Origin of the sequence: Anaerotalea alkaliphila (assembly GCF_010179735.1) — a bacterium.
GTDB lineage: Bacteria > Bacillota > Clostridia > Lachnospirales > Vallitaleaceae > Anaerotalea > Anaerotalea alkaliphila.
Map to the genome: position 1 here is coordinate 38810 of NZ_JAAEEH010000008.1, position 24762 is coordinate 63571.

General features: G+C 58.0%; 19 protein-coding genes, 1 pseudogene and 4 riboswitches. Of the genes and pseudogenes, 16 read left to right on the forward strand and 4 right to left on the reverse strand.

All coding sequences use genetic code 11. The annotated features are described in order from the left end of the window. The first annotated feature begins 3 nt into the window (after positions 1-3). Both GXN74_RS04385 and GXN74_RS04390 read left to right on the forward strand, forming a co-directional pair. Positions 4-1131, forward strand: a complete 1128-nt coding sequence (locus GXN74_RS04385) for a DUF362 domain-containing protein (protein ID WP_162369712.1) — start codon at positions 4-6, stop codon at positions 1129-1131. A 168-nt stretch (positions 1132-1299) separates the two neighbouring features. Next, the gene (locus GXN74_RS04390; RefSeq protein WP_162369713.1) at positions 1300-2691 is read left to right on the forward strand and encodes a CehA/McbA family metallohydrolase domain-containing protein; all 1392 of its coding nucleotides are present in this window, start codon (positions 1300-1302) and stop codon (positions 2689-2691) included. A 135-nt stretch (positions 2692-2826) separates the two neighbouring features. Here GXN74_RS04390 and GXN74_RS04395 read toward each other — a convergent pair whose 3' ends face one another. Next, entirely contained in the window at positions 2827-3759 is a 933-nt protein-coding gene (locus GXN74_RS04395; RefSeq protein ID WP_162369714.1) for an aldo/keto reductase, read from the reverse strand. Positions 3760-3967: 208 nt separating this feature from the next. Further along, a riboswitch (TPP riboswitch) is annotated at positions 3968-4056 on the forward strand. A gap of 32 nt (positions 4057-4088) precedes the next feature. On the opposite strand from GXN74_RS04395, the gene thiT reads away from it, so the two are divergent. From thiT to GXN74_RS04430, 7 genes are all read left to right on the forward strand, one after another. Beyond that, positions 4089-4724 carry an energy-coupled thiamine transporter ThiT gene (thiT, locus tag GXN74_RS04400; RefSeq protein ID WP_246208585.1) on the forward strand — a complete coding sequence of 212 codons (636 nt, stop codon included), beginning with the start codon at positions 4089-4091 and terminating at the stop codon, positions 4722-4724. Between the two features lie 277 nt (positions 4725-5001). Beyond that, entirely contained in the window at positions 5002-6435 is a 1434-nt protein-coding gene (locus GXN74_RS04405) for a PTS mannitol transporter subunit IIBC (RefSeq protein ID WP_162369715.1), read from the forward strand. A gap of 29 nt (positions 6436-6464) precedes the next feature. After that, a complete protein-coding gene (locus GXN74_RS04410; protein ID WP_162369716.1) occupies positions 6465-8600 on the forward strand; it encodes a BglG family transcription antiterminator in 2136 nt (711 codons plus the stop codon). Beyond that, a complete protein-coding gene (locus tag GXN74_RS04415; RefSeq protein WP_212505702.1) occupies positions 8600-10468 on the forward strand; it encodes a PTS mannitol transporter subunit IICBA in 1869 nt (622 codons plus the stop codon). The genes GXN74_RS04410 and GXN74_RS04415 overlap by 1 nt, the downstream gene beginning before the upstream one ends. A gap of 13 nt (positions 10469-10481) precedes the next feature. Further along, positions 10482-11729 (forward strand): zinc-binding dehydrogenase, encoded by a 1248-nt coding sequence (locus GXN74_RS04420; protein WP_162369718.1) that lies wholly within the window; start codon positions 10482-10484, stop codon positions 11727-11729. A 249-nt stretch (positions 11730-11978) separates the two neighbouring features. After that, positions 11979-12977, forward strand: coding sequence for a potassium channel family protein (locus GXN74_RS04425; protein WP_162369719.1), 999 nt, complete (start codon positions 11979-11981; stop codon positions 12975-12977). 93 nt (positions 12978-13070) lie between these two features. Next, positions 13071-13424: a cupin domain-containing protein gene (locus GXN74_RS04430; protein ID WP_162369720.1), complete on the forward strand. Its 354-nt coding sequence runs from the start codon at positions 13071-13073 to the stop codon at positions 13422-13424. Positions 13425-13528: 104 nt separating this feature from the next. On the opposite strand, the pseudogene GXN74_RS04435 reads toward GXN74_RS04430, so the two are convergent. The 3 genes and pseudogenes from GXN74_RS04435 to GXN74_RS14420 all read right to left on the reverse strand — a co-directional run. Beyond that, positions 13529-13729: pseudogene (locus GXN74_RS04435) on the reverse strand (IS110 family transposase); the annotation flags it as partial. Between the two features lie 80 nt (positions 13730-13809). Beyond that, positions 13810-14760, reverse strand: coding sequence for an IS4 family transposase (locus tag GXN74_RS04440; RefSeq protein WP_343032789.1), 951 nt, complete (start codon positions 14758-14760; stop codon positions 13810-13812). 4 nt (positions 14761-14764) lie between these two features. After that, the gene (locus GXN74_RS14420) at positions 14765-14965 is read right to left on the reverse strand and encodes a thioredoxin domain-containing protein (protein ID WP_246208586.1); all 201 of its coding nucleotides are present in this window, start codon (positions 14963-14965) and stop codon (positions 14765-14767) included. A 207-nt stretch (positions 14966-15172) separates the two neighbouring features. Between GXN74_RS14420 and GXN74_RS04445 the strand changes: the two genes are divergently transcribed. The 7 genes from GXN74_RS04445 to GXN74_RS04475 all read left to right on the forward strand — a co-directional run bounded on the left by GXN74_RS04445 (position 15173) and on the right by GXN74_RS04475 (position 24728). Next, entirely contained in the window at positions 15173-15391 is a 219-nt protein-coding gene (locus GXN74_RS04445; protein ID WP_162369721.1) for a hypothetical protein, read from the forward strand. Positions 15392-15544: 153 nt separating this feature from the next. Beyond that, positions 15545-15630, forward strand: a riboswitch (cyclic di-GMP riboswitch). Further along, positions 15611-15874 carry a hypothetical protein gene (locus tag GXN74_RS04450; RefSeq protein ID WP_162369722.1) on the forward strand — a complete coding sequence of 88 codons (264 nt, stop codon included), beginning with the start codon at positions 15611-15613 and terminating at the stop codon, positions 15872-15874. Its footprint overlaps the riboswitch before it by 20 nt. Before the next feature lie 241 nt (positions 15875-16115). Continuing rightward, a riboswitch (cyclic di-GMP riboswitch) is annotated at positions 16116-16201 on the forward strand. 183 nt (positions 16202-16384) lie between these two features. Further along, entirely contained in the window at positions 16385-18160 is a 1776-nt protein-coding gene (locus GXN74_RS04455) for an InlB B-repeat-containing protein (RefSeq protein ID WP_162369723.1), read from the forward strand. Positions 18161-18296: 136 nt separating this feature from the next. After that, positions 18297-18382, forward strand: a riboswitch (cyclic di-GMP riboswitch). A gap of 111 nt (positions 18383-18493) precedes the next feature. After that, a complete protein-coding gene (locus GXN74_RS04460; RefSeq protein ID WP_162369724.1) occupies positions 18494-19612 on the forward strand; it encodes a GGDEF domain-containing protein in 1119 nt (372 codons plus the stop codon). A gap of 117 nt (positions 19613-19729) precedes the next feature. Beyond that, a complete protein-coding gene (gene helD / locus GXN74_RS04465) occupies positions 19730-22000 on the forward strand; it encodes an RNA polymerase recycling motor HelD (protein ID WP_162369725.1) in 2271 nt (756 codons plus the stop codon). Positions 22001-22415: 415 nt separating this feature from the next. Next, positions 22416-23621, forward strand: a complete 1206-nt coding sequence (locus GXN74_RS04470; RefSeq protein WP_162369726.1) for an ROK family transcriptional regulator — start codon at positions 22416-22418, stop codon at positions 23619-23621. Between the two features lie 81 nt (positions 23622-23702). Then, positions 23703-24728 (forward strand): type 2 periplasmic-binding domain-containing protein, encoded by a 1026-nt coding sequence (locus GXN74_RS04475; protein ID WP_162369727.1) that lies wholly within the window; start codon positions 23703-23705, stop codon positions 24726-24728. Positions 24729-24762 lie beyond the last annotated feature (34 nt).

A 24762-nucleotide genomic window follows, 5' to 3' on the forward strand; every position in this document is an offset into this window, starting at 1 on the left:
CCAGTGGCCAAGGTATCCGCAGTGGAATGCAATTCCTATGAGCTGGGGGAGGTGTACCTTTCCCTGAAGGAGGCCCTGAAGGAAATCGGTTTCCAGGTGCCCCGGGGAAAAACGGTTTTCCTCAAGCCGAACATCATGTCCCAGAACAGGCCCGAACAGCACACCGTCACCCATTTTGCCGTGGTGGACGGGCTTTGCAGGCTGCTGAAGGAGCACGAATGCAGCATCCTTATCGGGGATTCCATCGCCTTCTACCAGGACGGGCTCACAAGGCGCGCCTTCGAGACCACGGGCATCAACCGGGTTGCCGAGAAATACGGCGCCAGGCTGGTGGCCTTCGAGGAGGAGGAGCTGGTGCCGGTACCCGTCTGCGGAACCGGCCCCCCAACCTTGTATCTCCCCAAGGTCCTTCTGGAGGCGGACCTGGTGGTGGATGTCTGCAAGCTGAAGACCCACAGCGGCATGCGCCTGTCCGGAGCGGTCAAGAATCTGCTGGGCTGCCTGCCGGGAGGCTACAAGCAGCTGGTGCACATCTGGACAGAGAATGATTTCGCCCTTTCCGACGTGTTGCTGGACGTTCTCGTGGCGGTCAAACCCGCCCTTTCGGTCATGGACGCCATCTACGCCCTGGACGGAGGGCCTTCCGCCCTAGGCAGGCCACTGAAGGCATCCCGGATCCTGGCTTCCACCAGCGCTCCTGCGCTGGATGCGGTGGCCTGCAGGATCATGGGCTACGATCCCGACGACATTTCCTACCTGGTCCGGGCCAGGGAGCGGGGGCTCCTGGATTCCTCGGAAGCGATCGCGGTGGAAGGGGATGTGCCCCTCCTGCTTTTCAGACGGCTTGTCAAAGGTCCCCTGCCCCTCCGGAAGAAAAAGGACAGCATCCTGGTGACCCAGACCTATGTCACCCCAGTGGTGGTGCAAAGCAAATGCACCCGCTGCGGGGACTGCATCCGGGCCTGTCCGGTGGATGCCATCCGAAAGGAGGGGGAACGGGTCCTGGTGGACCCTGACCGCTGCATCCGCTGCTACCGCTGCCTCCATGTCTGCCCCCAGGGGGCCGTGGAGGCCCGGGGGACCCCGGTGCACTGGCTCCTGCGTTTCCTCCGGTGGGTGGCGGGGATTTGAGTGGAACAGAAACAGGCGTCGGAAACGAAGCCGGAACCGAACCATAACCGGTCCTTAACCGGCCTTTAACTTCGAGCACACCCTGGCCTAACGGGGGTGTGCTATTTTTCTAGGTGTAGACAGAATCCACAGCACCAAAGGAACGAAGGAGAAGAGAGTACTATGGTTATGAACCGGAAGAGAACGATTTCCCTGGCCCTTTCCCTGACACTGCTTGCATCCACAGCCATGGGCGCCGCCCAGGACGTCTTTGCCGCAGCCCCTGCGGGAGAGACCGACTACCACATCCTAAACCCCTACGCCAGCGTGGACTGGGACAGCTTTGGACAGTACAAGACGGAATTCCATTCCCACACCATCGAAAGCGACGGAAACGCAACCCCCCAGGCCATGATCGAGGAGTACTACAGCAAGGGCTATGACGTGCTGGCCGTGACGGACCACAACTTCACCAACACCACCTGGGACAGGACGGACAGGCCGGAGAACAGGCCCTACCTGACCACCGGGCGTCTGGCGGAAATCACCGCCGGCGTCGACAGGGACGGCAGGGGCATGGTGGCCATCCCTTACAGCAACGAGCAGTCCCGCCACGACCATCTGAACACCTTCTGGGCCGACTTCAACAACGCCCCCGGAGACACCCTGGAGCAGAGCGTGGCTACGGCGGAGGCCTTGGGCGGCCTCTCCCATATCAACCATCCGGGACGGTACACGGGTGCGAGGAGCGCCTCCTTCGAGCAAGGGGAAATCATCTCCAAGAATCCGGCGGTGGTCGCCAAGTACACCGACCTGTTCTTCAAGTACAACTCCCTGGTGGGCATGGAGATCATAAACAAGAAGGACGGGGACTCCGTCAGCGACAGGATCCTTTGGGACAGCATCCTGCAGGTGACCATGCCGGAGCGCAGGAACGTCTGGGGCTTCTCCAATGACGACGCCCACAGCACGGCGGCCGTGGGATACAGCTTCAACATGCTGCTGATGCCGGAGAACAGCGAGGAAAACGTACGCGCCGCCATGGAAAACGGAACCTTCTACGCGGTTGCGAAGGTGGCCAAGAGGGAGCTGGGGATCGGCTTCGTGGCCCAAGGGTCCGCGCCCGTCATCGAGGACATCCGGGTGGACCAGCAGGAGAACGCCATCACCATCCAGGGCGACAATTACCACACGATCCAGTGGATCGCCGACGGTGAAGTCATCGCCACGGGAGCGTCCATCGACCTGAACGACCATGAGGAGCATGTGAACAGCTACGTGAGGGCCCAGCTGGTCGGCGAGGGCGGCATCAGCTTCACCCAGCCCTTCGGCGTGAACACCCAAACCTTGGGAACCCTGCGGGAAACGGTGGAGAACATGGACGCCGTCGCCGGCATCAAGACCAGCCTTCTGGCCAAGATCGCAGCCATGGAGAACGGCCTGCTGCAGGGCAAGGAGAACCTGGTCCAGCTGGCCGGGGCGTTCTCCTCCCAGGTGCAGGCGCTGGACGGCAACAGGATTCCGACGGGAACGGCCGCCTTCCTGCTGGAAACGGTCGAAGGGATGCTGCTGAACCAATAGGTCATGGAAAGGTCGACAGGCCTGAAGAACGGACCTGAAGAACCGAAAAGCTTCAGCGGTCTCGGACGGATTGGAACGCGGGGACGGTTCTTCTGTACCATCAAAATGGTACAGAAGAACCGTCCCCGCGTTCCATTATCCCAGAATCCCGCCGATGGCGTCCAGTTCGGCTCCAGAGAGCAGGACATCCGCAGCCTTGGCGTTCTCGATCACCTGCTCCGGGGTCTTGGCCCCGGGGATTACCGCATCGATCCCCTCCTGGTGCAGCAGCCAGGCCAGGGCCAGGTTGGGAGGGATGGTGCCCTTCGTCCTGGCCATCTCCTTCAGCGCGTCGGCCTTGCGGAGGTTCTCCTGGAAGTTCTCCGGCTTGAACAGGGGGATGCCGTTTCGCCAGTCCTTGGGGTCCAGCTTGAAGTCCTTGCCGTACCGGCCTCCCAGGATGCCGTAGGCCAGAGGTCCGTAGGGAGCCACGGAAATCCCCTGCTCCACACAGAAGGGCAGCAGGTCCTTCTCGATTGCCCGGTCCAGCATGCTGTAGGGGAGCTGGGTCAGGTCGATGTCCCCGGCGCCCACGGCCTCCTTCAGCTGCTCCAGGGAGAAGTTGGAGACGCCGATGGCCCGGACCTTACCCTCCTCCTTCAGCCGCATGACCTCGCCCACCGCCTCGGCCACAGGGGTCTCGTTGTCCGGCCAGTGGATGTAGTAGATGTCCACATGGTCGGTCATGAGCCGCCGGAGGCTGTCCTCCAGGGCTTGCCGGAGGTAGGCGGGCCGGTTGTTCATCCGTGTGCTGCCATCCTCGAACCACTGGATGCCGCCCTTGGTGGCCACCACCGCTTCCGAACGGCGGCCCTTCAGCACCTGTCCCAGCAGTTCCTCGGAGCGTCCCAGCCCGTAGGCGTCCGCAGTGTCGAAGTAGTTGATCCCCAGCTCCAGGGCGGTCTTGGTCAGGCGGATCCCCGCATCCTCGCTGACATTGTTGTACAGGTTGTGGCCGCCCACGAAATTCGTCCCCAGGCCCACGACGGAAATGTCGATTCCGGCCTTCTTCAGTTCCACAAAGCGCATATTGATTCCTTCTTTCTACGGTCGGTAAAATGATGAAGTTCATCAAAGTCGCACAAAAAGGTGCTCTCATATGCACCATTATCCTTCAAAAAAAGGGAAAAGTCAATCCGGTTCCAGGAGGAATCCCTGGGGGAGGGACGCACGCAAGGGAAAGGGGGACTTGACATTTCCCTGCATTCCCCTATAATAGACATGGATACAATCATACCATTTTCGCTAGGGGAGCCACAAGGCTGAGAACAACCCTTTGAACCTGATCCGGGTCATGCCGGCGTAGGGAAGCGGTCTACTCTTGCCTTCCTATGGAACCCACAATAGGAGGTTTTTTTATGTACGATTTCATGCAGACATTCTTCACATCCCTCACGGGACAGATCGTCACGGCCCTGGCCGCGCTGCTGGGGCTTCTGGCCATCGCTGGTGTGACGCGCAAACAGGACAGGAACAGCGTGAAGGCCATGGTGGTATCGGCCATCTGCATCGCCCTGGCCATGGCCCTTTCCTATGTCCGTGTCTTTAGGATGCCCTTCGGGGGCTCGGTCACCCTGTTCAGCATGCTCTTCATCGTCCTGATCGGCTACTGGTACGGCACCGCCCAGGGGATCCTGGCCGGAGTCACCTATGGCCTGCTGCAGCTGATTGCGGACCCCTACGTGGTCCATCCCATCCAGCTGCTTCTGGACTACCCGCTGGCCTTCGGGATGCTGGGGCTCTCCGGCCTGGTGGGCAGACGCCCCGGCGGCCTGTACATGGGCGTCATTGTGGGAATGCTGGGAAGGTTCCTGATGCATGTGCTTTCGGGACTGGCCTTCTTCGCCATGTACACCCCGGAAGGGTGGAACCCGCTGGCGTATTCCGTGGTCTACAACATCTCCTACCTGGGTGTGGAAGGGATGTTCACCCTCCTGCTGCTGACGGTGCCCCAGCTCAAGGTTGCCATCAACCGGGTGCGGGTGGCCGCGTAAAAAGCGGGCTGATGACCATCCTGCATCCATAAGCCATCAGTGATGGCGAGAAACAAAAGAGGTGCCCTGCACCGTCTGCGGACGGTGCAGGGCACCTCTTTTCAGTTCTGTCACCTTCCCCAAGTGACAACCTTACAGGTCTTTTGCTTGAGATTGTGCACCCGCAGGCGTACAATTGACTTAAGCGCAAGAAACGGATGCGCAGGAGAAAAATGCAATCCCAGGATCCGGAGCCTGGAGCACGCACCGCAGAGAGATCCATAAGGAGGAATAGCGTATGTCAACAACTGTCCTGGAAAACAAGGGAGTGGCAAGGACGGAAACGCAGCAAGGCGTCCAGAAGTTCGGACGGTTCCTGAGCGGCATGGTGATGCCCAATATCGGGGCCTTCATCGCCTGGGGGCTGATCACGGCCTTCTTCATACCCACGGGATGGACACCCAACGAGAACCTGGCCCAGCTGGTGGGCCCCATGATCGTCTACCTGCTTCCCCTGCTGATCGGCTACACTGGCGGCAAAAGCATCGCAGGTGTCCGTGGCGGCGTCATCGGAGCGGTGGCCACCATGGGCGTCATCGTAGGGGCGGACATCCCCATGATCCTGGGCTCCATGATCATGGGCCCCCTGGGAGGCTACATGATCAAGAAAGCCGACGAGGGAATGTCGGGCAAGGTGCCCGCAGGATTCGAAATGCTGGTCAACAACTTCTCGGCCGGCATCGTGGGTATGCTCCTGGCCGTGCTGGGATTCCTGGGCATCGGCCCGGTGGTCCTGATCCTGAACGACGCCCTCCGGGCGGGGGTGGAAGTGCTGGTCAACCAGGGACTCTTCCCCCTGACATCCGTCTTCATCGAGCCCGCAAAGATCCTTTTCCTCAACAACGCGATCAACCACGGCGTCCTGGGCCCCATGGGGATCCAGCAGGCCACGGAAACCGGCCAATCCATCTTCTTCCTGTTGGAAACGAACCCCGGTCCCGGAATGGGGATCCTGCTGGCCTACTGGGTGTTCAGCAAGGGAATGGTTAGACAGTCCGCCCCCGGTGCGGTGATCATCCACTTCCTGGGGGGCATCCATGAAATATACTTCCCCTATGTATTGATGAAGCCCGTCCTGTTGCTGGCCGTCATCGCCGGAGGCGCCAGCGGCGTATTCACCTTCAACCTCCTGAACGCAGGACTGGTGGCCACCCCCTCTCCCGGCAGCTTCGTGGCCCTGATGGCAATGACCCCCAGAGGCGGCTTCGTCCCGGTCGTCCTCGGAGTCCTGGTCTCCACCGCGGTCAGCTTCCTGGTGGCATCCGTCTTCGTCAAGGGATCCGCCGAAAAGGACGGCATGGAGGAACTGGAACAGGCAAAAGGTGCAATGAAGGAACTGAAGGGCAAGAAGCAGGAGCAGGCGACACCCGCCCCCTCCGAAACGGCAAAAGCGCTCAAGGTCCAGTCCATCATCTTCGCCTGCGACGCGGGGATGGGGTCCAGCGCCATGGGCGCCACAACCCTCAGGAACAAGCTGAAGCGGGAGGGGCTTCCCATCAGCGTGGTGCACAAGGCCGTCGACGAGATCCCTGCGGACGCCCAGCTGGTGGTGACCCACGAAAGTCTGACGGCCCGGGCCAGAGGCAAGGTGCCGGACGCGGAACACATCTCCATCACCAACTTCATGGACGCTAAGCAGTACGACAGCCTGATCGAGCGGCTCAAGAAATAGGGTAGGCATCTTCGGAAGGAGGTGGGGCAATGAAGATCAGCGCAAGGACCAAGCAAATCATCCAGTGCCTTCTGGGAAGCGGGGACGCGTTCGTGACCGTGCAATGGATTGGTGACCGGATGGGCATCAGCGCCCGCACCGTCCTCAGGGAACTGCCGACGGCGGAAAAATGGCTCTCCCAAAACGGCTTCCTTCTGGAGGTGAAGAAGGGGTCCGGCGTGCAGCTGGTCCTGACGTTGGAGCAGAAGGAGCGGCTGCGCTCCCTGCTCCAACTGGAGAAGGTGGACAAGGAGTACACCCCCGAGCAGAGGAAAACCATCATCCTCGGGGAACTGATGCTGAAGCAGAAAATCACCAAGCTCTACTATTTCGCCAGCCTGCTGGGTGTGACCGAAGGGACCCTCAGCCACGACCTGAACGAGGTGGAAAGCTGGCTGGCCCGGTTCGACATCCGGCTGGAACGCAAGCCGGGGCTGGGAATCTACATCACGGGGGAGGAAAAGGACATCCGCAGGGCGGGCATCTCCCTCTTCTACGACAACATCGACCAGGCCCGCCTCCACAAGATGTTCCTGCAGAAGCTCCAGGAAGATTTGGCCGTGGAGTACGATGAGGATTCCATGGACGTGCAGATCCAGGAGCGGCTGCTCCATCTGATCGACGTGGAGCTGATCCCCCTGCTGGAAGAGGTGGTGCGGCAGATGGAGGCAAGGATCGGCTACAAGCTGGCCGACGACGCCTTCACCGCCCTGGTGGTGCATCTGGCCATCGCCATCCAGAGGATCAGGGGCGACGAGCAGATCACCATGGACCCCGCCATCCTGGAACAGCTGAAACAGTCCAGGGAATACGCCATCGCCAGGGAGCTGGTCGAACCCATCGCGGAGACGGTGGGGATCCGGATGCCGGAGGAAGAGGCGGGGTACATCGCCATGCACCTCCAAGGAGGCCGAAGCAGGGCCACCCAGTCGGACATCGCCGGCATCTCCATGACCCAGGACTTCCGGCTGATCCGGATCGGCAAGGAAATCATGCGGATCGCGGAAGAGGAGACAGGCCAGTATCTGGAGGAAAACGAACGGTTGCTGGTGGGACTGGTCCGGCATCTGGGTCCGGCCATCACAAGGATCCGGCACAACATGGAAATCCGGAATCCCCTGCAGAAGGACATCGAAACCCTGTACCCGAAACTCACCCGGATCGCCCAGAAATGCGCCCGGGCCATCGAGGTCCAGGAAAAGATCCAGATCCCTCCGGCGGAGGTTGCCTACATCGCCATGCACATCGGAGCCGCCCTGGAGCAGAACCGGAGGAAAAACCTCACGAAGTTTAGGGTGGCGGTGGCCTGCGCCAGCGGCATCGCCGTATCCAGGATGCTCTCCACCCGGATCGAGAAGGAGTTCGGGAACATCGATGTGGTGGACGTGATCTCCACGGTCAACATCGACAGGGACAGCCTCCATGAAAAAGGTGTGGACCTGATTGTTTCCACCCTGCCCATACCCGGAATGGACATCCCGGTGCTGGTGGTGGGCCCCTTCCTGGATGAGGAGGAGCAGAAGAAGCTCCAGGATTTCATCCGCTGCGGACTACCGTCCAGCATGGACGCGCCGGCCTACCGGGAGCAGGATGCCTACAGCACCCTCCGGCGCTTGGGACTTTACCACAAGAAGATCATGGGGCTGCTGGAGGGCTTCCGCCTCATGGAAGGTGTGGACGGCGGGGACATGGAAAGCGTCATCGCCCTGGCTGCGGAAACCTTCGCTGCAGAAGGAGAAGGGGGGGACAAGGTGGCCCGGCTCCGGGAGGACCTGCTGCAAAGGGAAGCCCAGGGGAGCACCATCCTGGAGAGCAAGGGCATCATGATCCTGCATTGCCGGTCCGAAGGAGTGGACCGGATCCGCTTCGCCGTGCTGCGGCTGGGACGGGAACGGGAGGTGGCCAACACCAAAGGGAAGACCGTGCCTGTAAGGACCATGGCGGTCCTGCTGGCTCCCCGAGACGAACCCAAACCGGGCTTGGAGATCCTAAGTGAAATCACCCGGGGCATCGTGGAGGAGGAGGAATTCTCCACGGGCATGCGGGAGGGAATGCAAGAAACACTGGAAAACCATTTGAGCAGGCTGCTGCTCGGATTCTACCGACAAAAAATGGAGATGAAATGATGAAGACGACGATACAAAAAACCGGAAGGCTGCTCAGCGGCATGGTGATGCCCAACATCGCGGCGTTCATCGCCTGGGGATTCCTGACCGCATTCTTCATACCCACCGGATGGTGGCCCAACGAGAACCTGGCAAAAATGGTGGGCCCCATCATCACCTACCTGCTGCCCCTGCTGATCGGCTTCAAGGGCGGAGAAATCGTGGGCGGAAACAGGGGTGGCGTGCTGGGCGCCGTGGCCACCACCGGCGTGATCGTCGGCGGCAGCATCCCCATGCTGATGGGCGCCATGATCGTGGGACCCATTGCAGGCCTGGCGATCAAGAAGACGGACGCTTTCTTCGTGGGGAAAGTGCCCGCGGGATTCGAAATGCTGGTGAACAACTTCAGCGCCGGAATCCTGGGCATGCTCCTGGCCATCGGCGGCTTCCTGGGCGTGGGTCCGGTGGTGGAAAGCCTGAACGCCCTCCTGGCGGGCGGACTGGAAAGGATCGTTGCCGCCAACCTGCTTCCCCTGGCTTCGGTGATCATCGAGCCGGCCAAGGTGCTGTTCCTGAACAACGCCATCAACCACGGCATCCTGGGCCCCCTGGGGATCCAAGGGGTGCAGGAGACGGGAAAATCCATCTTCTTCCTGCTGGAAACAAACCCGGGTCCCGGCCTGGGCGTGCTGCTGGCCTACTGGATGTTCGCCAAAGGCTCCATCCGGCAGTCGGCTCCCGGCGCCATCATCATCCATTTTCTCGGAGGCATCCATGAGATCTATTTCCCCTACATCCTGATGAAGCCCAAACTGCTCCTGGCGGTCATCGCAGGCGGCGCCACCGGCGTCTTCACCTTCTCGCTTTTCGGCGTCGGACTGGTGGCGACCCCCTCTCCTGGCAGCATCTTCGCACTGATGGCCATGGCCCCCCGGGGGAACCTGCTGGGCGTGATTCTGGGCGTGGCTTCGGCGACGGCGGTCTCCTTCCTGGTAGGCTCCGTCATCCTGAAAATGGACAAGACCCTGGTCTCGGAACAGGACCTGGACATGGCAAGACAGGAAATCAAGGACATGAAGCAAAGCGGAAGAGGCCCAGTGAAGAAGATCGTCTTCGCCTGCGATGCGGGCATGGGATCCAGCGCCATGGGCGCCAGCAAGCTGCGGAACAAGCTGAAGGCCAGGGGGCTGACGGTGGAAGTGGTGAACGAGGCCATCGAGAACATCCCCAAGGACGCCCAGGTGGTCATCGTGCACAAGAACCTGCTCCAGAGGGCGAAGGAATCCTCTCCCTTGGCGGAGCACATCCCCATCGAGGATTTCCTGAACGCCCCCGCCTACGACGCTCTGGTGGAGAGGCTTGCGGCGGCCAAGGAAGCGGCTCCCGCACAGGGGGCACCATCGGCCGAGCCCGTGGAAGCGGCACCGGCCAAGGCTGCTGAAGCCCCGGCCGAAGGGAAGGTGGAGGTCCTGCAGAAGAAGAACATCCTGCTGAACCTGCCTCCCATGGAGAAGGAGGAGGCCATCCGCATGGCGGGCCGCCTGCTGGTGGACAGCGGCTATGTGGAGGAATCCTACATCGACGCCATGCTCCAAAGGGAAGCCGACCTGACCACCTACATCGGCAACGGCGTGGCCATCCCCCACGGAGTGGGGGAGGCCAAGAAGAAGATTCTAAAGACTGGCATCTGCATCCTGCAGTTCCCGCAAGGGGTCAAGTTCGAGGACGACCTGGCCTATGTGGTCATCGGCATCGCCGGCATCGGCAACGAGCACATCAGCATCCTGGCCAACCTGGCAACAGTCATGGAAAAAATGGAAACCGTGGAAAAGGTGCGCACCACCGACAGCGTGGATTACATCCACGACCTGTTCACATCCAATAAATGAAGGAGATGAACCTATGATTACAGAAGCGGTACGATTGTACGGGGTCAATGACCTGCGTCTTGAGAAGTTCGAACTACCCTCCATCAAGGAGGACGAGATCCTGGCTAGGGTGGTGTCCGACAGCATCTGCATGTCCACCTACAAGGCAGTGATCCAGGGGAGCAAGCACAAGCGGGTCCCCGAGGACATCGCCACCAACCCCACCATCATGGGGCACGAGTTCTCCGGGGTGATCGTGGAGGTGGGGGCGAAATGGAGCCACCAGTTCCAGCCGGGCCAGAAGTTCGCCATCCAGCCGGCCCTGAACTACAAGGGCAGCCCTTACGCCCCGGGCTATTCCTTTCCCTATTTCGGGGGGGACGCCACCTACACCATCATCCCCAACGAGGTGATGGAGCTGGGATTCCTGCTGGACTATCAGGGGGAGAGCTTCTACGAGGCCTCCCTGTCGGAGCCCATGTCCTGCATCATCGGTGGCTTCCACTCCAACTACCATACGGAGACGGGGAAGTACGTCCACCACATGGGAATCGTGGAGGGAGGCAAGATGGCCCTGCTGGCCGGAGCCGGCCCCATGGGCCTGGGCGCCATCGACTACGCCCTGCACTGCGACAGGAAGCCCGGACTGCTGGTGGTGACGGACGTGGACGACAACCGGCTGGAAAGGGCCAGGAAGTTGTTTCTGGAAGAGGAGGCCCTGAAGGAAGGCGTCCGGCTGGTGTTCGTGAATCCGGCCACGGCGCCGGAAGGGCATCTCCTGGACCTGACGGAGGGCACCGGCTATGACGACATCTTCGTTTACGCTCCCGTCCGGGCCCTGGTGGAATCGGCGGACAGCCTGCTGGGCAAGGACGGCTGCCTCAACTTCTTCGCTGGTCCCACGGACACAGCCTTCAAGGCGGAGGTGAATTTCTACAACGTGCACTACACCCCCACCCATATCATGGGGTCCACTGGCGGGAACGACGACGACATGCGGGAGTCCCTGGAGATGTCCTCCAAGGGACTGATCAACCCGGCCGTCATGATCACCCATGTGGGCGGGCTGGACAGCTGCATCGACACCACCCTGCGGCTTCCCCAAATCCCCGGAGGGAAGAAGCTGATCTACAACAGCGTCCGGATGCCCCTGACGGACCTTGCAGAGTTGCAGGGCACGAAGCAGGAGGACCCGAAGCTGGAGGCGCTGGCCGAAATCCTCAGGAACAACCGGGGACTCTGGTGCGCCCAGGCGGAGAAGCACCTGCTGGAAAACTTCTAAAAACGAACAGGAAACCCCCGTGGCCCATGCGTCCCTACCAGACGCCGGGCTGTGGACAACCGCCGCGGCATGCGGCACGCCTTGTTGTCATTGGAGCCATCGCACCGGATGAATCGGTGCGAAGCTCCTTTTTTTCGTTTTTTCGCCGATGAAAGATGTCCGTGGTTGACAGGACCTCCAAAAGAAACTAAAGTAAAAGCAGAAACTACCGCACCTGCGCAGGCCGACGACCAAGACAAGGAGACGCCGATGGAAGACAACAAGAAAATGACCCTGCTCCTGGGGGCCTTCCTGGTTCTGAATCTGGTGGGCATCCTGGGCTACATGCATCTGCTGGATGTGGGTTTTGTGGATGCCTTCTACATGACGGTGAACACCATTTCCACTGTAGGGTTCAGCGAGGTGGGGGAGATGACTGTGGCGGCCAAACTCTTTTCTGTGTTCCTCATCTTTACGGGACTGGGTGTGGTCGGCTATGGGGTCACCGGGATGGTTTCCCTCTTTTTCGAAGGGAACATGAAGGATGCCTGGAGGAGGAAACGGATGGAAGCGAAAATCAAGGAGCTGAAGGACCACTACATCATCTGCGGTGCCGGAGAAATCGGCCAGATCGTAATCCGGCAGATGGAGAAGAGCGGAACCGATTTTGTGGTCATCGAGACGGACGACAAGCAGGTGGCAGAGCTGCGGAGGGATGGAGTCCTGACCATCCGGGGGGATGCCACCCACGAGGATGTTCTGGAGGAGGCAGGCATCCAGAAGGCCAAGGGGATCGTGAGCAGTCTTTCCAGCGATGCGGACAACGTGTTCGCCGTGCTGACGGCCCGGCAGATGAACCAGGGGATTTACATCGTCAGCAGGGCCATCGAGAAGAATTCCCATGAAAAGCTTAGAAAGGCGGGAGCGGACAAGACCGTCTCCCCCAATGAGATTGGAGGCCGAAGGATGGCCGCCTCCATCCTTCGCCCCAGCCTGATCTCCTTTTTGGATGTGATCACCCAGGCAGGGGATGTGACGCTGGACCTGGAAGAGGTGCTGATCCGCAAAGGTTCCGCCCTTGCGGGCGTGCGTCTGCGGGAAGCCAGGATTCCCGAGAGGACGGGTCTGGTCGTGTTGGCGATCAAGGGGGCCGGAAGCAGCAGGATGCGATTCAATCCCAACTCCGATGAAGTCCTGGGGGAAGGGGATACGATGATCGTCATGGGCACGGAGAAGCAGGTGCTGCAGCTGAAGGAAATGGCATCCTGAGGAACTTCCGCGGGGCACCCCCGGCTACGGTGGATCCGGGACGGATGCGGTACAATGGACGCAACAGACACACGAGCTGGAAAGGAGAGCTGCATGCAAGAAATGATCAAGAACATGGAGATGGCCCAAGCCATGGATTTCGATGCCCTGGCATCCCCCAAGGAGGGCCAGATCGACGCCCGGACCCTGGCCCGGAAAAAAGGGGTCGGAATGACGGCCCTTGCCTTCGGAAAAGGGGAGGGACTCCCGCCCCATGCGGCCCCAGGGGACGCCTTCGTCTACATCCACCGGGGAACCGCACTGGTGACCATAGGCGGAAAAACGGTGGAGGTCAAAGCCGGGCAGGTGGTGGCCATGCCGGCCAACGTCACCCATGAGGTGATGGCCAAGGAGGACATGTCCATGCTGCTGGTCGTCGTGAAGACTTGTGGTAATAAGTCAATATGAAGTTTTATAATTATTTTACGTATTTTCTTAAAGAAGGCAACACTTAACAATCCCAATTGGATTAGTTGTTTGAAAGGATATGCGCATCGATCATTTCGTCGATACTATACACTCCTTTCCGGTGCATAGAGTTGGTGGTTGCGTAGTAGCACATCCACCATGCGCACTAATTTTCTTGCTGTAAGAACGAGGGCTCGCTTGTGTTGATGCTTTGGAACTTCATGATGTTTTTTGAGATAGTATTCTCGATAAACAGGTTCGTTTCGCATTACAGACCCGGCAGCTTCGACCAAGTAATAACGAACTCAAACTTCGCAGTTGAGTTTTCCTTGTGAACCTTGAAAATTCAATACCTGGCAATGGAGCCGATATACCCCAAAAGCATTCAGGCACAGCGCTTCAACCCCAGTTGCAGTGGCTGGGGAAGGTTCATGAAAAAGGCATCCAGGAACTCGTTCAGTTGCCGTTCGGTCAGTGACAGTTTGTCTTCTATCGTTGAAAGGAATGCCTGCATCAACATCAGCATGGCCTCCTGCAGGGTGATGTCTTCCATTTCATCGGTTACGCTGTAGAACAGCTCTCCAAAACTCCGCTGGTCGGTTTCCTTCCGGTTTTCCACTGCCAGCAGGATATATCGAGAAAACACAATGGAGACATGTGCCGAAACAGCGTCATAGGACAGGCTGCGGCAGTCCTTGGCCAGTCTGAGATAGGATTTGCAGACCTTGAAGAAGACCTCAATGTTCCAGCGTTTTCCGTACAGCCGGATGATTTCCTCTTCGTTGATTGTGATATCCGTGGAAATCAGCGCCAGCCAGTCCTTTCGCTTGTTGCGGTTTCGGACACAGACAAGCCGCGCCGGGATGCTCTTGCCGTCCTTTTCGATGAGGATTTCCAGCAAAAGCAGATATTTGCTTCGTCCCCTGCGTTTCTTTGAGGACTGGTAGATTTTGGTCAACGGTTGCCTGACGCCATTGTATGTGTAGTATGTTTTGGCCGACTTCTTGGCCATCGCAATCACGTCAAGCTGGCGACTTTTGACCTCGAGGATAGTGGACGGGCTGCAGAACCATGTGTCGAAAAGGACATGGGAAGCCTGCAGGCCTCCCTGCCTTGCCTGGTCCAAAAGGTCCATCATCACCTTTGTGGCCTTGGTTTGGGCCAAGGCCTTTCGCTTGAAGCCGAGCGTGCGCTTGTCGATTCCAGCCTGCATTCCCTGGTAAAGGTTCGACGTCTTCTCGGAGGCGAGAAGGGCGCTGTTTACAGGGAGGAACGTGTTCCCGTCCGACCATCCCAAGGTCAGGAGCCTAAAGCCTCTCTTGTAGGTGTGGGACACGTGGTCATAGACTTTCGACAGGAGTCTTTCCGAAGGCCTCGGTATGTTTCCCGGTCAGGAAGTTCATGTACATGGAACGGTTGGTGAATACAACTCCCAACAAGTGCAGGAACAGGGAGACGGCAGGATACCCTTTGGCCTTGTAGGCGTTGCAGGATTTCAGAATCCCGGCCAACCGGTATGTCTTGGAAAATCTCTCAATCACCGAAGAAATGTCCTTATCACTCAGGAAGTTTTGTGTTATACTTTTTGTCATAGCATGAGCCTCCGTTTGATGGATTGTTTTTCGTGATTCAATTATATCAAACACGGTGGTTTCATGCTATTTTATTGCCAGTTTTATTGAATTTTCAAGGTTCATACGGACTTTTAATCTGCGAAGTTTGAGTTTATTATACGAGGAGGATTAGGGATGCGCTTTCTTAGAAACATACAGCCGTTCGTACCCGTGGCCATGACAGGCATGGTGCGGCACAGCGGTCCCCAGATTGCCAGCAAGGCCTTGGTCAACGACCGCCAGAAGGAAATCCGCTTCTTCTCTTATGCCAAGGGGGAGGACATCGACAAGGAGGACCCCCATGAGAAGTTCCGTGCAATTTGGACGGGGATTCGTGAACAGGCCGAATATTAAAGGAAAATCAAGAAAATGTTGGAATACGGCTTCCTAAAATGAAAAGTTTGTGTTATAATAGCCGCAGGGAATAGATTCATAGAATACAAATAGATAAACAAGTGCACGCATCCGTAGTTCCGCTCAAGGCATGGCGGAGCGTGTTCCATAATCCCATCTATTTGGCAAACCCTGCGAAAGCAGGGGACGCAAAGCTATGAGTCTAAGGCTGAACAGGCTATGATCGTCAAGCTGCAACGTTGGAAACGACTTTGCGGCTTGATTTATTTTCGGGGGCAGTGGCAGCCGGCACCCGATGAACAGCCTTGTTCACGGATTTCCTCCACAGACATCCGCAGCGACAAGAAGACACCGCACCATGGGACGGAAACTGAGGCAGACAAGAAGACAGGACCGATCACGGGAATGAAGACATGCAAGCAGGCGGAAAAGACGACCGAAGTGGAGACATCCAGGCGACGGAACCGATGGCACATCGGGTGATGGGACGGACGAGGGGACATTAGAAGGAATAAATAGGAAGAGACAATGGTACCGTGGAATGGCCGCCGGCTCCCCAAGAGGCAGGCGGCCGTTTCCTGTCCAAGGATTGAACGGAAAAAAACAAAAAAACAAGAAATTTACCGACGACTTGAGCCAAATCAAGAAAATATAAGAATACAGCTGACAAGGACCTGGAATATATGTTATAATGTGGCCATGGAATAGAAACAAAAAGAACAAACAATTTCATGGGCAAACCCAGCGAAAGTTGGGGACGCAAAGCTATGAGTCTAAGGCTGGCAAAGCTATGATCGTCAAGCTGCAACGTTGGGAACAACCTTGCAGCTTGATTTTTTTGTTGGGAAGGAAAGCGTGTCCGGATCCGATCGGACCCGGAGGTGCCCTCCCGACAAGAACGCATGCACAGCATGCGTGTTCATTGGCCGGGCGGGCATTTGCAGCAAGTCGACTCGCAAACGGACAACAACTGTACATAAGGAGGCGAGAAGTATGAAGAAGAATTTGAGAAAAGTGCTTTCATTGCTGTTGGCAGTGACGTTGATGGTGGCCGCCAGTGTGGTTGCCATGCCGGAAGTGCAGGCGCTCTCCACGTACACGTCGGATTCCACCATCCTGGAATGGAGCGGTACATCGACGAACAAGCATTCCACAGCCGGGGTGGCTTGGGTCAAAGGAGACAAGCTCTATCTGGCTGTGGTCACAACGGTCCACAACATAAACAGGGTAAGGAATGCGGATGGAAGCGAAGTTGGCGCATCCGTTGAGTATGCGACCACAAGCGAGTCCGCACTGAAGGTCAACGGAGTCACGGTCATGACCATCGACAGGGAAGACGCCCACAAGGATGCGGCTTTTGCGGTGCTGGCACTGGACTATGAAGACATCCTGTTCCCGATTTCCTTCGACATCCTGGTTGGTGGAGGAGCCCAGGGGGCGGGTGGGCACAACATATACGGCGTAACCATCGATGGAATCCACATCGTGCAATATTTGGCCGATGCGGGAGGGGCGATCCAAGGGAACCCTGTCCAATACATCTGGCCGGGACACGACACCACACCGGTCACGGCGGTTGCGGATCCGGGATATTTCTTCCAATACTGGTCCCCGGACGACAATCCGGATGCAACCCGGTCGGAAAGCAATGTTGCGGCAAACGCGACCTATACGGCCCGTTTTGGAAGCACCCCGCCTCCGACGACGTATCCGCTGACCTATGAAGCCAACGGCGGCACAGGGACCATGACGGATCCGGCCAGCCCTTATGGAGAAGGAACGGACGCCACGGTTCTTGAGAATGCCTTCACGGCGCCCGAAGGATATGAATTCACAGGTTGGACGGACAGCCTGGTGGAAGGAGCTTCCTATCAACCGGGAGACACCATCACCATGAACGGCCCCGTCACCCTCTATGCCCTTTGGGATGAAGTGGAGGACAACGGTGGGGATCCGCCTCCGACGACGTATCCGCTGACCTATGAAGCCAACGGCGGCACAGGGACCATGACGGATCCGGCCAGCCCTTACGGAGAAGGAATGGACGCCACGGTTCTTGAGAATGCCTTCACGGCGCCCGAAGGATATGAATTCACAGGTTGGACGGACAGCCTGGTGGAAGGGGCTTCCTATCAACCGGGAGACACCATCACCATGAACGGCCCCGTCACCCTCTATGCCCTTTGGGGTGAAGTGGAGGACAACGGTGGGGATCCGGAGCTGGCGACGTTCACCCTTGCCTATGACGCAAACGGAGGCACTGGAACCATGACGGATCCGGCCAGCCCCTATGGGGAAGAAGGATCGGCAATCGTGCTGGCCAACACCTTCGCCAGAAGCGGCTACAGCTTTGTTGGATGGAACACGGCGGCCAATGGAAGTGGCGTCTCCTTCAACCCAGGCGACAGCATTTCCATGACGGCGGATATCGTGCTGTATGCCCAATGGTCTGCGGACAGGACCGGAAGCTCCACCAGCAAGATCACAACACCATCGACGGAACCGGAGGTCGAACTTCCGGAAACGACTATTCCCGAGTCTCCGGTGGCAGTAGAGGAACCGGCACCGGAACCTGAGCCTGAAACGGAAGAGACGGTCATTGAAGAGCAACCACTGCCGGAGGCGGTGGAGGAACCGGAACTGGAGCTGACAGTGGCTCTGGAACAGGAAGAACTTCCCCAAGCGGGGGGGACTCCCGTCGGTTTGTTCCTGGGGCTGGGTACAGCATTCCTGGGCAGCGGTCTTGTGCTCCGCAGAAAAAGACATTGACGCAACTTTTGTTGTCCTCCCATAATCCAGTGGAACAGCCGCCAAGCCGGAAACGGTCTGGCGGCTGTTTACGGGTTGTTTGGAATTGGAAGAAACGCTTTTCATCAACTGCTCCCTATGGTATAATATGGTTCAATTGAACACCCGGCAAACCCGGTGAAAGCCGGGGACGCAAAGCTGTGAGTCTAAGGCCTTTCGGGCTATGATCGTCAAGCCGCACATGATTATTGCATGGCGGCTTGGCTTTTTTTTCGCCCAGCCGCATCGGTGCGCAAAGCCCGCTTTGAGACTGGAAACGAATGGACTGCTGTTGGAATGGGAGGCGCTTGGCTTATGACAGGCAACACGTTGAATCTTTTGGGGGAGTTTTCCCGGAAGGACATGGAAAGGGAATTTTTTGCCGACTACATGGAGAAGTCGGTCCGTTTCGTGCGCCCTGCAGTCCTGATGCTGGGGGTCCTGCATCTGCTGTTCCTGCTTCCAGACTACCTGCATTTCCGGGCGATGGACGAATTCCTGCCCATCGCCCTGGCCCGGGTCCTGTTCCTTCTGCTGGCCACGCTGCTGCACCTGTCCATGAAGTCCTGGAAGGACTACCGCCGGCTGTCCTGCTGGATCACAGGCATGGAGCTGCTGTGCGTGGCCCTCTTCCTGTACATCCTGTCCCGGTACGAAGGGGGGGACATCCTGATCCAGGCCTTCGGGGTCATGGTGATCATTCTGGCGGGGGTTTTGGTACCCAACCGATGGATCAACAATCTCGTCGTTTTCGTGACCCTGAGCATCGGGTTCGTGGCCGGCAGCCTGGTCCATAATCCCGCTGTGGACCGGAACGAGTTCCATGCATCCGTCGTCTACCTGCTTCTGGTGAACGTCCTTTGCAGCGTGGTCACCTACCGCAACCACCGGCACATGCGGAGGCAGTATCTGGCTAACAAGAAACTCCTGTACCTTTCCATGGTGGACCACCTGTCCGGGGCCTACAACCGGGCCAAGCTGGATGTGGAGATGCGCCGCTGGCAGGACGGGAAGGAAAACGCCGGCAATCCCTTTTCAATCATCATGTTCGACCTGGACCATTTCAAAAAGGTCAACGACAGGCATGGACACATGGCGGGAGACCGGGTGATCGTGGGGGTGGCCGACATGGTGCGGAAAAACATCCGGGAGTCCGATGTGTTCGCCCGCTGGGGCGGAGAGGAGTTTGTGGTCCTGCTCCCGGGAACGGAAATCAACTATGCCCGGGAGGTGGCCCAGCGGCTCCGCCAGAAGGCGGAAGACCTTCGGGTGCCTGGGGTGCCTTCCGTGACCTGCAGCTTCGGCGTGGCCCAAAGGAGGACGGGAGAGTCCATGGAAAGCCTGGTGCAGCGGGTGGACAAGCACCTTTACAGGGCAAAGGAAGAGGGCAGGAACCGGGTGCTGGGGGATTTTCCAGCGGAACAAAACGGTTGACCGGCATCCCGAAATTTCGTATAATGACCAGGACCGGCGTCCCATGCAGGCCAACCAAACGGTAGGCGGCGGAAGGGATGCCTTTTTTACGCGGTTTTTTAGGAAAGGAGCATTGCCATGGCTTTACAGGAACATCCGGCTTACAAAGAAGAGATGGAGCGGCTGAAGGAGACGCTGCTCTACGTGGAGGAGGCGGTGAAGGCCGCGGAACACAGGCGGGGCTCCCACAAGGAGGAGATCCGGCAGGCCTTCGTGGACCTGGATCATCTGGACAGCAGTTTGAGCTACGTGACCATCCTCCTCCACGCCAAGCTGCTGGACGAGCTGGAGAAGAATTTCGACGGACTCCTGCGGGCCAGGAAGAAACCTTATTTCGCCCGTATCGACTTCCGGGAGCTGGAAAAGGGGAAGGTGGAAAAATTCTACATCGGGAAGATGTCCCTTTTGCGGCCTGACTGGGAGATTCCCATGATTCTGGACTGGCGCTCCCCTCTGGCCAGCGTCTACTACGACGGACGCCTGGGGGAGGTGTCCTACGAAACGGAGAAGGAAACCCTCCACGGGGAGCTTCTGCTCAAGCGCCAGTACACCATCGAGGATGCCGCGCTGAAAGACATCATGGACATCGACATCACCACCACGGACACCTTCCTCCAGGCGTCCCTGGGGGAGAACCGGGACAACCGGCTCCAGGAGATCGTATCCACCATCCAGGCGGAACAGAACGCCATCATCCGGGCGCCCATCGACAGGCCCCTGGTGGTCCAAGGGGTGGCGGGCAGCGGGAAGACCACCATCGCCCTCCACCGGATCGCCTATCTGATCTACACCTATGAGGAAAGTTTCCATCCGGAGCAGTTCATGATCATCGCCCCCAACCGGCTGTTCCTGAACTACATCTCGGAGGTCCTGCCGGAGCTGGGGGTGGACAAAGTGGTCCAGACCACCTATGTGGACTGCATCCTGGACCTGGTGGGCTTGAAGTGGAAGGTGGAGGACCCGGACGCCAAACTGCTGGCCCTCCTGGAGCCGGCGGCCGCCCCGGAGGGGAAAAAAGCCAAGGAGCTGATCCGGAAGGTTTCGGCCTTCAAAGGTTCCCTGGCCTTCAGGGAAGTGCTGGAGCGTTATGTCCAGGACCTGGCGCCGGCCTTCGTCCCGGAGGCGGAGTTCACCCTGGGAGGGCAGGTTCTCCTGGATACAGGAGCCCTCCGGGCCCTGATGCTGGAGGAGTATGCATACCTGCCCCTCTACAAGCGGGTGGAGCAGGTGAAGAAATATCTTGCCTTCCTGGTGAAGGGGGAGAAGAAGCGGATTCTGGAAGAGGTGGAGGAAGACTTCAACAATAGGATCGACAGGATCCGGGATACGGAGCCGGAAGGGGAGGTCCGCCGGGATAAGTTGGTGGCACTGATGGACGAGCGGGACAGGACCCTGGAAACGGTGAAGAAGGAGGCAACCACTGCGGTGAAGAAGTTCATGGGCCTCTTCCCGAAACAGGACCTGGCTTCCTATTACCGGGAACTGATGGGGGATCCGGATGTGCTGGGGTTCTATGCGGGGAATCTCCTGGATTCCGACGCACTGGTCCATTGCTGCCGCCATGCGGGGGAGCTTCTGGACGGGAAGCGGTTGGAGGTGGAGGACTTGGCCGCGCTGGCCTATCTGCGGAAGCGGATCTACGGTTTTTCCAAGGATCCGGACATCCGCTATGTGGTGGTGGACGAGGCCCAGGATTTCAGCCATTTCCAGTTCCAGATCCTCAAGGAGGTTTTCAACACGAAGCTCTTCACCATCCTGGGAGACCTGAGCCAGGGGATCCACGGCCACCGGGGTATACGGGAGTGGAGCTATGTGCTGGAGGAGATTTTCGGGAAGGAGGAAAGCCAGTACCTGACCCTGGAGCAGAGCTACAGGACCACCATCGAAATCATGGAGATGGCCAACGGAGTGATCCGGGGGGCGGATGTGGACGGACTGGTGCTGGCTAGGCCCGTGGTTCGGCACGGCAAGGCTCCTGAGGACCTTGCGTTTAGTTCGCCCAAGGAGGTGCTGGCGGCCATGAAGGACAGGCTTTTGGAATACCGGGAGGAAGGTTTCCGCTCGATTGCGGTGATCGGGAAGACGCCGGCGGAGTGCAGGAAAATCCACCAGGCGCTTGGCAAGGAACCGGGATGGGAAGCCATCCTGCTGGACAGCAAGGAGGACCACCAGGGAAAAGGGATAGTGGTCCTGCCGGCCTACCTGTCCAAGGGGCTGGAGTTCGACGCCGTCCTCATCGTGACCCTGGAGGAAAGTTACACAAAGGAGGACCTGGACGTGAAGCTGCTCTACGTGGCCATGACCCGGGCGCTCCATCGGATGGACGTGCTGCGGTGCCAGGCACTGTGAACATCCGTTCACAGTGCCTGGCACCGCTGAAATGCCGAGTTCCCATGATTGCGTGGGGCTCGGCATTTTGCGTGCCTGACCGCTGGTTCGGGCTTCCTGGCTGAGGAAATCGCCGAAGGATGCCGGGATTTCGGTAACGCCGCATGCAAGGGGAGGCTGTTTCGCACAATGCGCGTGGTGTTTGTTCGGATTTTTTGGTCATATTGACAAAAGGGGCTTGACAGCTGTTCCTGGAGAGGATATAATAAGCACAAGCAAATAGTTAAATGAGTTAACAAAATGAGATAAAAAAGTATAAGAAAGAAAAAAACCCACTAAAACAAAGCTTTGCAAGGGGTAGATATTTGGTGCACTACCTTAACCAAAATCTTTTCGGGCCGGTTTGCTGGTTGTGTGCCATAGAAGGAGTGGAACGATGACGAAAAAGGGATTGAACGCAAATCATGTGAAAATGCAGAACCGCAGCAAAATACTGCGGATTCTACGGAATGAAAGGGAGATTTCCAGAAAGGACCTGTCGGACCAGATGAGCCTGACAAAGGCGGCAATCACCGGCATCGTCGGGGAGATGATGGAGGAAGAGCTCATAGTGGAAAGGGGTTACCAGGAAAGCGGCGTCATCGGACGAAAGAAGGTGCTCTTGGAAATCAACAGGAAGTTCGGGTATGTGTTGGGATTGTCCATCAGCGAGACGCATTTCGTCCTGTCCCTCAACAACATCCTGGCGGAAACGATCGATACCCATTTCCATGCCTTCGATGGCGAAGCACAATATGAAGAGGAGGAACTGGTCGGGCAGGTTGTTGAGAAAAGCCTCCGCATCCTCTGGGACAACGGAATCGATAAAAGTGCGGTGCTTGGCTTCGGCATCAGTTACATCGGCGTCAAGGACAACCTGCATATGGGACAGATCGAAGAAAAAATCAAATCCAGTCTGCAACTCAGGGTAGTGTCGGAGAACAACGTCAAGGCGCTGGCGATTGCGCAGATGGATTTCGCAAGGCAAATGATGAGCGAAGATTTCCTGTTCGTCAAGTACGGTCCCGGTTTGGGGATGAGCATCATCCAGAACGGCCGGATCGTCTACGGCCACAACAACACGGCCGGTGAGATCGGGCATACCCTGGTGGACACCGATGCGGATACGACCTGCCGCTGCGGCAGGAGAGGTTGCCTGGAGTCCCTGATTTCAGAGAAGGGAATCGTCAAGGACATCGAACGTCTGGGGGAACCCTACAGCCACCTTGTCCTGGACAGGAAGCTGTACACCATCGATTATCCAAAGGTGAACGAGCTGATGGAAAAAGGGGATGGAACCATCATCAACATTTTCGAACCCAGATATGATTATTTCGCGAAAGCCCTGGTCAACAGCATCATCCTCTTCGATCCGGAATATGTCTGCGTCTACGGGCAGATTTTCAACCAGCGGGCCATCCTGGAGATGATCCGGGAGAAGGTGGACGCATACCTGGGTGTTCATACCAAGGTGAAGATAAAGCTCTCGAATCTGGACCCGAAAAACAGTGCGCTAGGTCCGGCGGCGTTGGCTTTGAGAACCTTCTTCTACGATTCCGGCGGCTCCGGGCAGGCGGGACAGGACGTGACCATGGAGGCATAGCCCCCAAAAAGGTTGGCAATTGGCGATTTTGCCAAAAAATATAAATAATCCTACAAACATGTTTTCAGGAGGGAAAAAGTTATGAAAAAGGTTGTGAAATCAATGTTGGTGTTCGTCCTGCTGTTCTCGTTCTTGGCTGTCGCAACAGGGTGCCGATCGGAGTCGGGCGCACCCAGAAGGAAAGAGGTGGTGAAAATCATCTGCCCCTATGGTGTCGGCGGAACGGCGGACGCCATCGCAAGAAAATATGCGAAGGTTGCGGGAGACCTGTACCCCGAGTATGACTTCATCGTGGAACAAAAGACGGGGGGAGACGGCTTCGTCGCTGCGGCCTACTACCAGAATGTGGACCCGAACAGCAAGGAACTGTTCCAGTTGGGTTACGGAAACGCGTACAGGCATGAATTGGGCAAGCAGTTCGGAACGGAGCAGGTGCCTTTCGACCTGGATGCGTTCCTTCCCATCGCAACGGTGGACGACAGGACCTGGATTGTGTATGCTTCCCCCGGAACGACTTTGGAAGAAGTGATGGAAAAGGCCAAGGCGGGAACGCTGAAAATGTCCGGCGGCAACCCCTTGTCGGACCCCCACCTGGCGCTCGGTTCCCTGGTGGCCATGGACGGCGGTTCAGTGACGGTTGTCGGCTATGATGGAGGCGCCGCCCAAAAGCAGGGGCTGGTGACGGGGGAAGTGGACGTTTTCGTAGGAACCACACAAGCCGGCATGGAGGAAATCGAAGCCGGGATACTGGTTGGCCTGCTTGCGTTCTCCGAGGAAGGCTTTGAAGGATTTGTGGGCCCTGACGGCCCGGTGAGCGTTCCGGGGCTGGTTGAAAACAAGCCGTCCGCTTTGGACGCGAACAAGGATTACACGGGTTCCATCCTTCCTGCAGGGGGATTCATAGCAGGACGGACAGGAGCAGACCAGGAATGGGTCGACAAGGTGATCGAAATCAGCAAGGCGGTCTGGGATACGGAAGAGTTCAGCGGGTGGATGACGGAAATCGGGCTGAACCGTGTGGAAATCTATGGCGAGGATGCGGTCGGCCATATGGAGGAAGCCATTGAAAGAGCCGTCAACGCCTACAGCCTGTTGAGCGGAAACTAAGAAAGGAACAATGCCTGAACATCCTGGAGGGGAG

Bases quoted from the DNA above. Each gene is read 5' to 3' on its own strand.
- GXN74_RS04455 (WP_162369723.1), top strand. From the start codon at position 16,385: ATGAAGAAGAATTTGAGAAAAGTGCTTTCATTGCTGTTGGCAGTGACG.
- GXN74_RS04475 (WP_162369727.1), top strand. From the start codon at position 23,703: ATGAAAAAGGTTGTGAAATCAATGTTGGTGTTCGTCCTGCTGTTCTCG.
- GXN74_RS04425 (WP_162369719.1), top strand. From the start codon at position 11,979: ATGGAAGACAACAAGAAAATGACCCTGCTCCTGGGGGCCTTCCTGGTT.
- GXN74_RS04445 (WP_162369721.1), top strand. From the start codon at position 15,173: ATGCGCTTTCTTAGAAACATACAGCCGTTCGTACCCGTGGCCATGACA.
- GXN74_RS04410 (WP_162369716.1), top strand. From the start codon at position 6,465: ATGAAGATCAGCGCAAGGACCAAGCAAATCATCCAGTGCCTTCTGGGA.
- GXN74_RS04430 (WP_162369720.1), top strand. From the start codon at position 13,071: ATGCAAGAAATGATCAAGAACATGGAGATGGCCCAAGCCATGGATTTC.
- helD (WP_162369725.1), top strand. From the start codon at position 19,730: ATGGCTTTACAGGAACATCCGGCTTACAAAGAAGAGATGGAGCGGCTG.
- GXN74_RS04460 (WP_162369724.1), top strand. From the start codon at position 18,494: ATGACAGGCAACACGTTGAATCTTTTGGGGGAGTTTTCCCGGAAGGAC.
- GXN74_RS04420 (WP_162369718.1), top strand. From the start codon at position 10,482: ATGATTACAGAAGCGGTACGATTGTACGGGGTCAATGACCTGCGTCTT.
- GXN74_RS04390 (WP_162369713.1), top strand. From the start codon at position 1,300: ATGAACCGGAAGAGAACGATTTCCCTGGCCCTTTCCCTGACACTGCTT.
- GXN74_RS04450 (WP_162369722.1), top strand. From the start codon at position 15,611: ATGATCGTCAAGCTGCAACGTTGGAAACGACTTTGCGGCTTGATTTAT.
- GXN74_RS04415 (WP_212505702.1), top strand. From the start codon at position 8,600: ATGAAGACGACGATACAAAAAACCGGAAGGCTGCTCAGCGGCATGGTG.
- GXN74_RS04395 (WP_162369714.1), bottom strand. From the start codon at position 3,759: ATGCGCTTTGTGGAACTGAAGAAGGCCGGAATCGACATTTCCGTCGTG.
- GXN74_RS04470 (WP_162369726.1), top strand. From the start codon at position 22,416: ATGACGAAAAAGGGATTGAACGCAAATCATGTGAAAATGCAGAACCGC.
- thiT (WP_246208585.1), top strand. From the start codon at position 4,089: ATGTACGATTTCATGCAGACATTCTTCACATCCCTCACGGGACAGATC.
- GXN74_RS04405 (WP_162369715.1), top strand. From the start codon at position 5,002: ATGTCAACAACTGTCCTGGAAAACAAGGGAGTGGCAAGGACGGAAACG.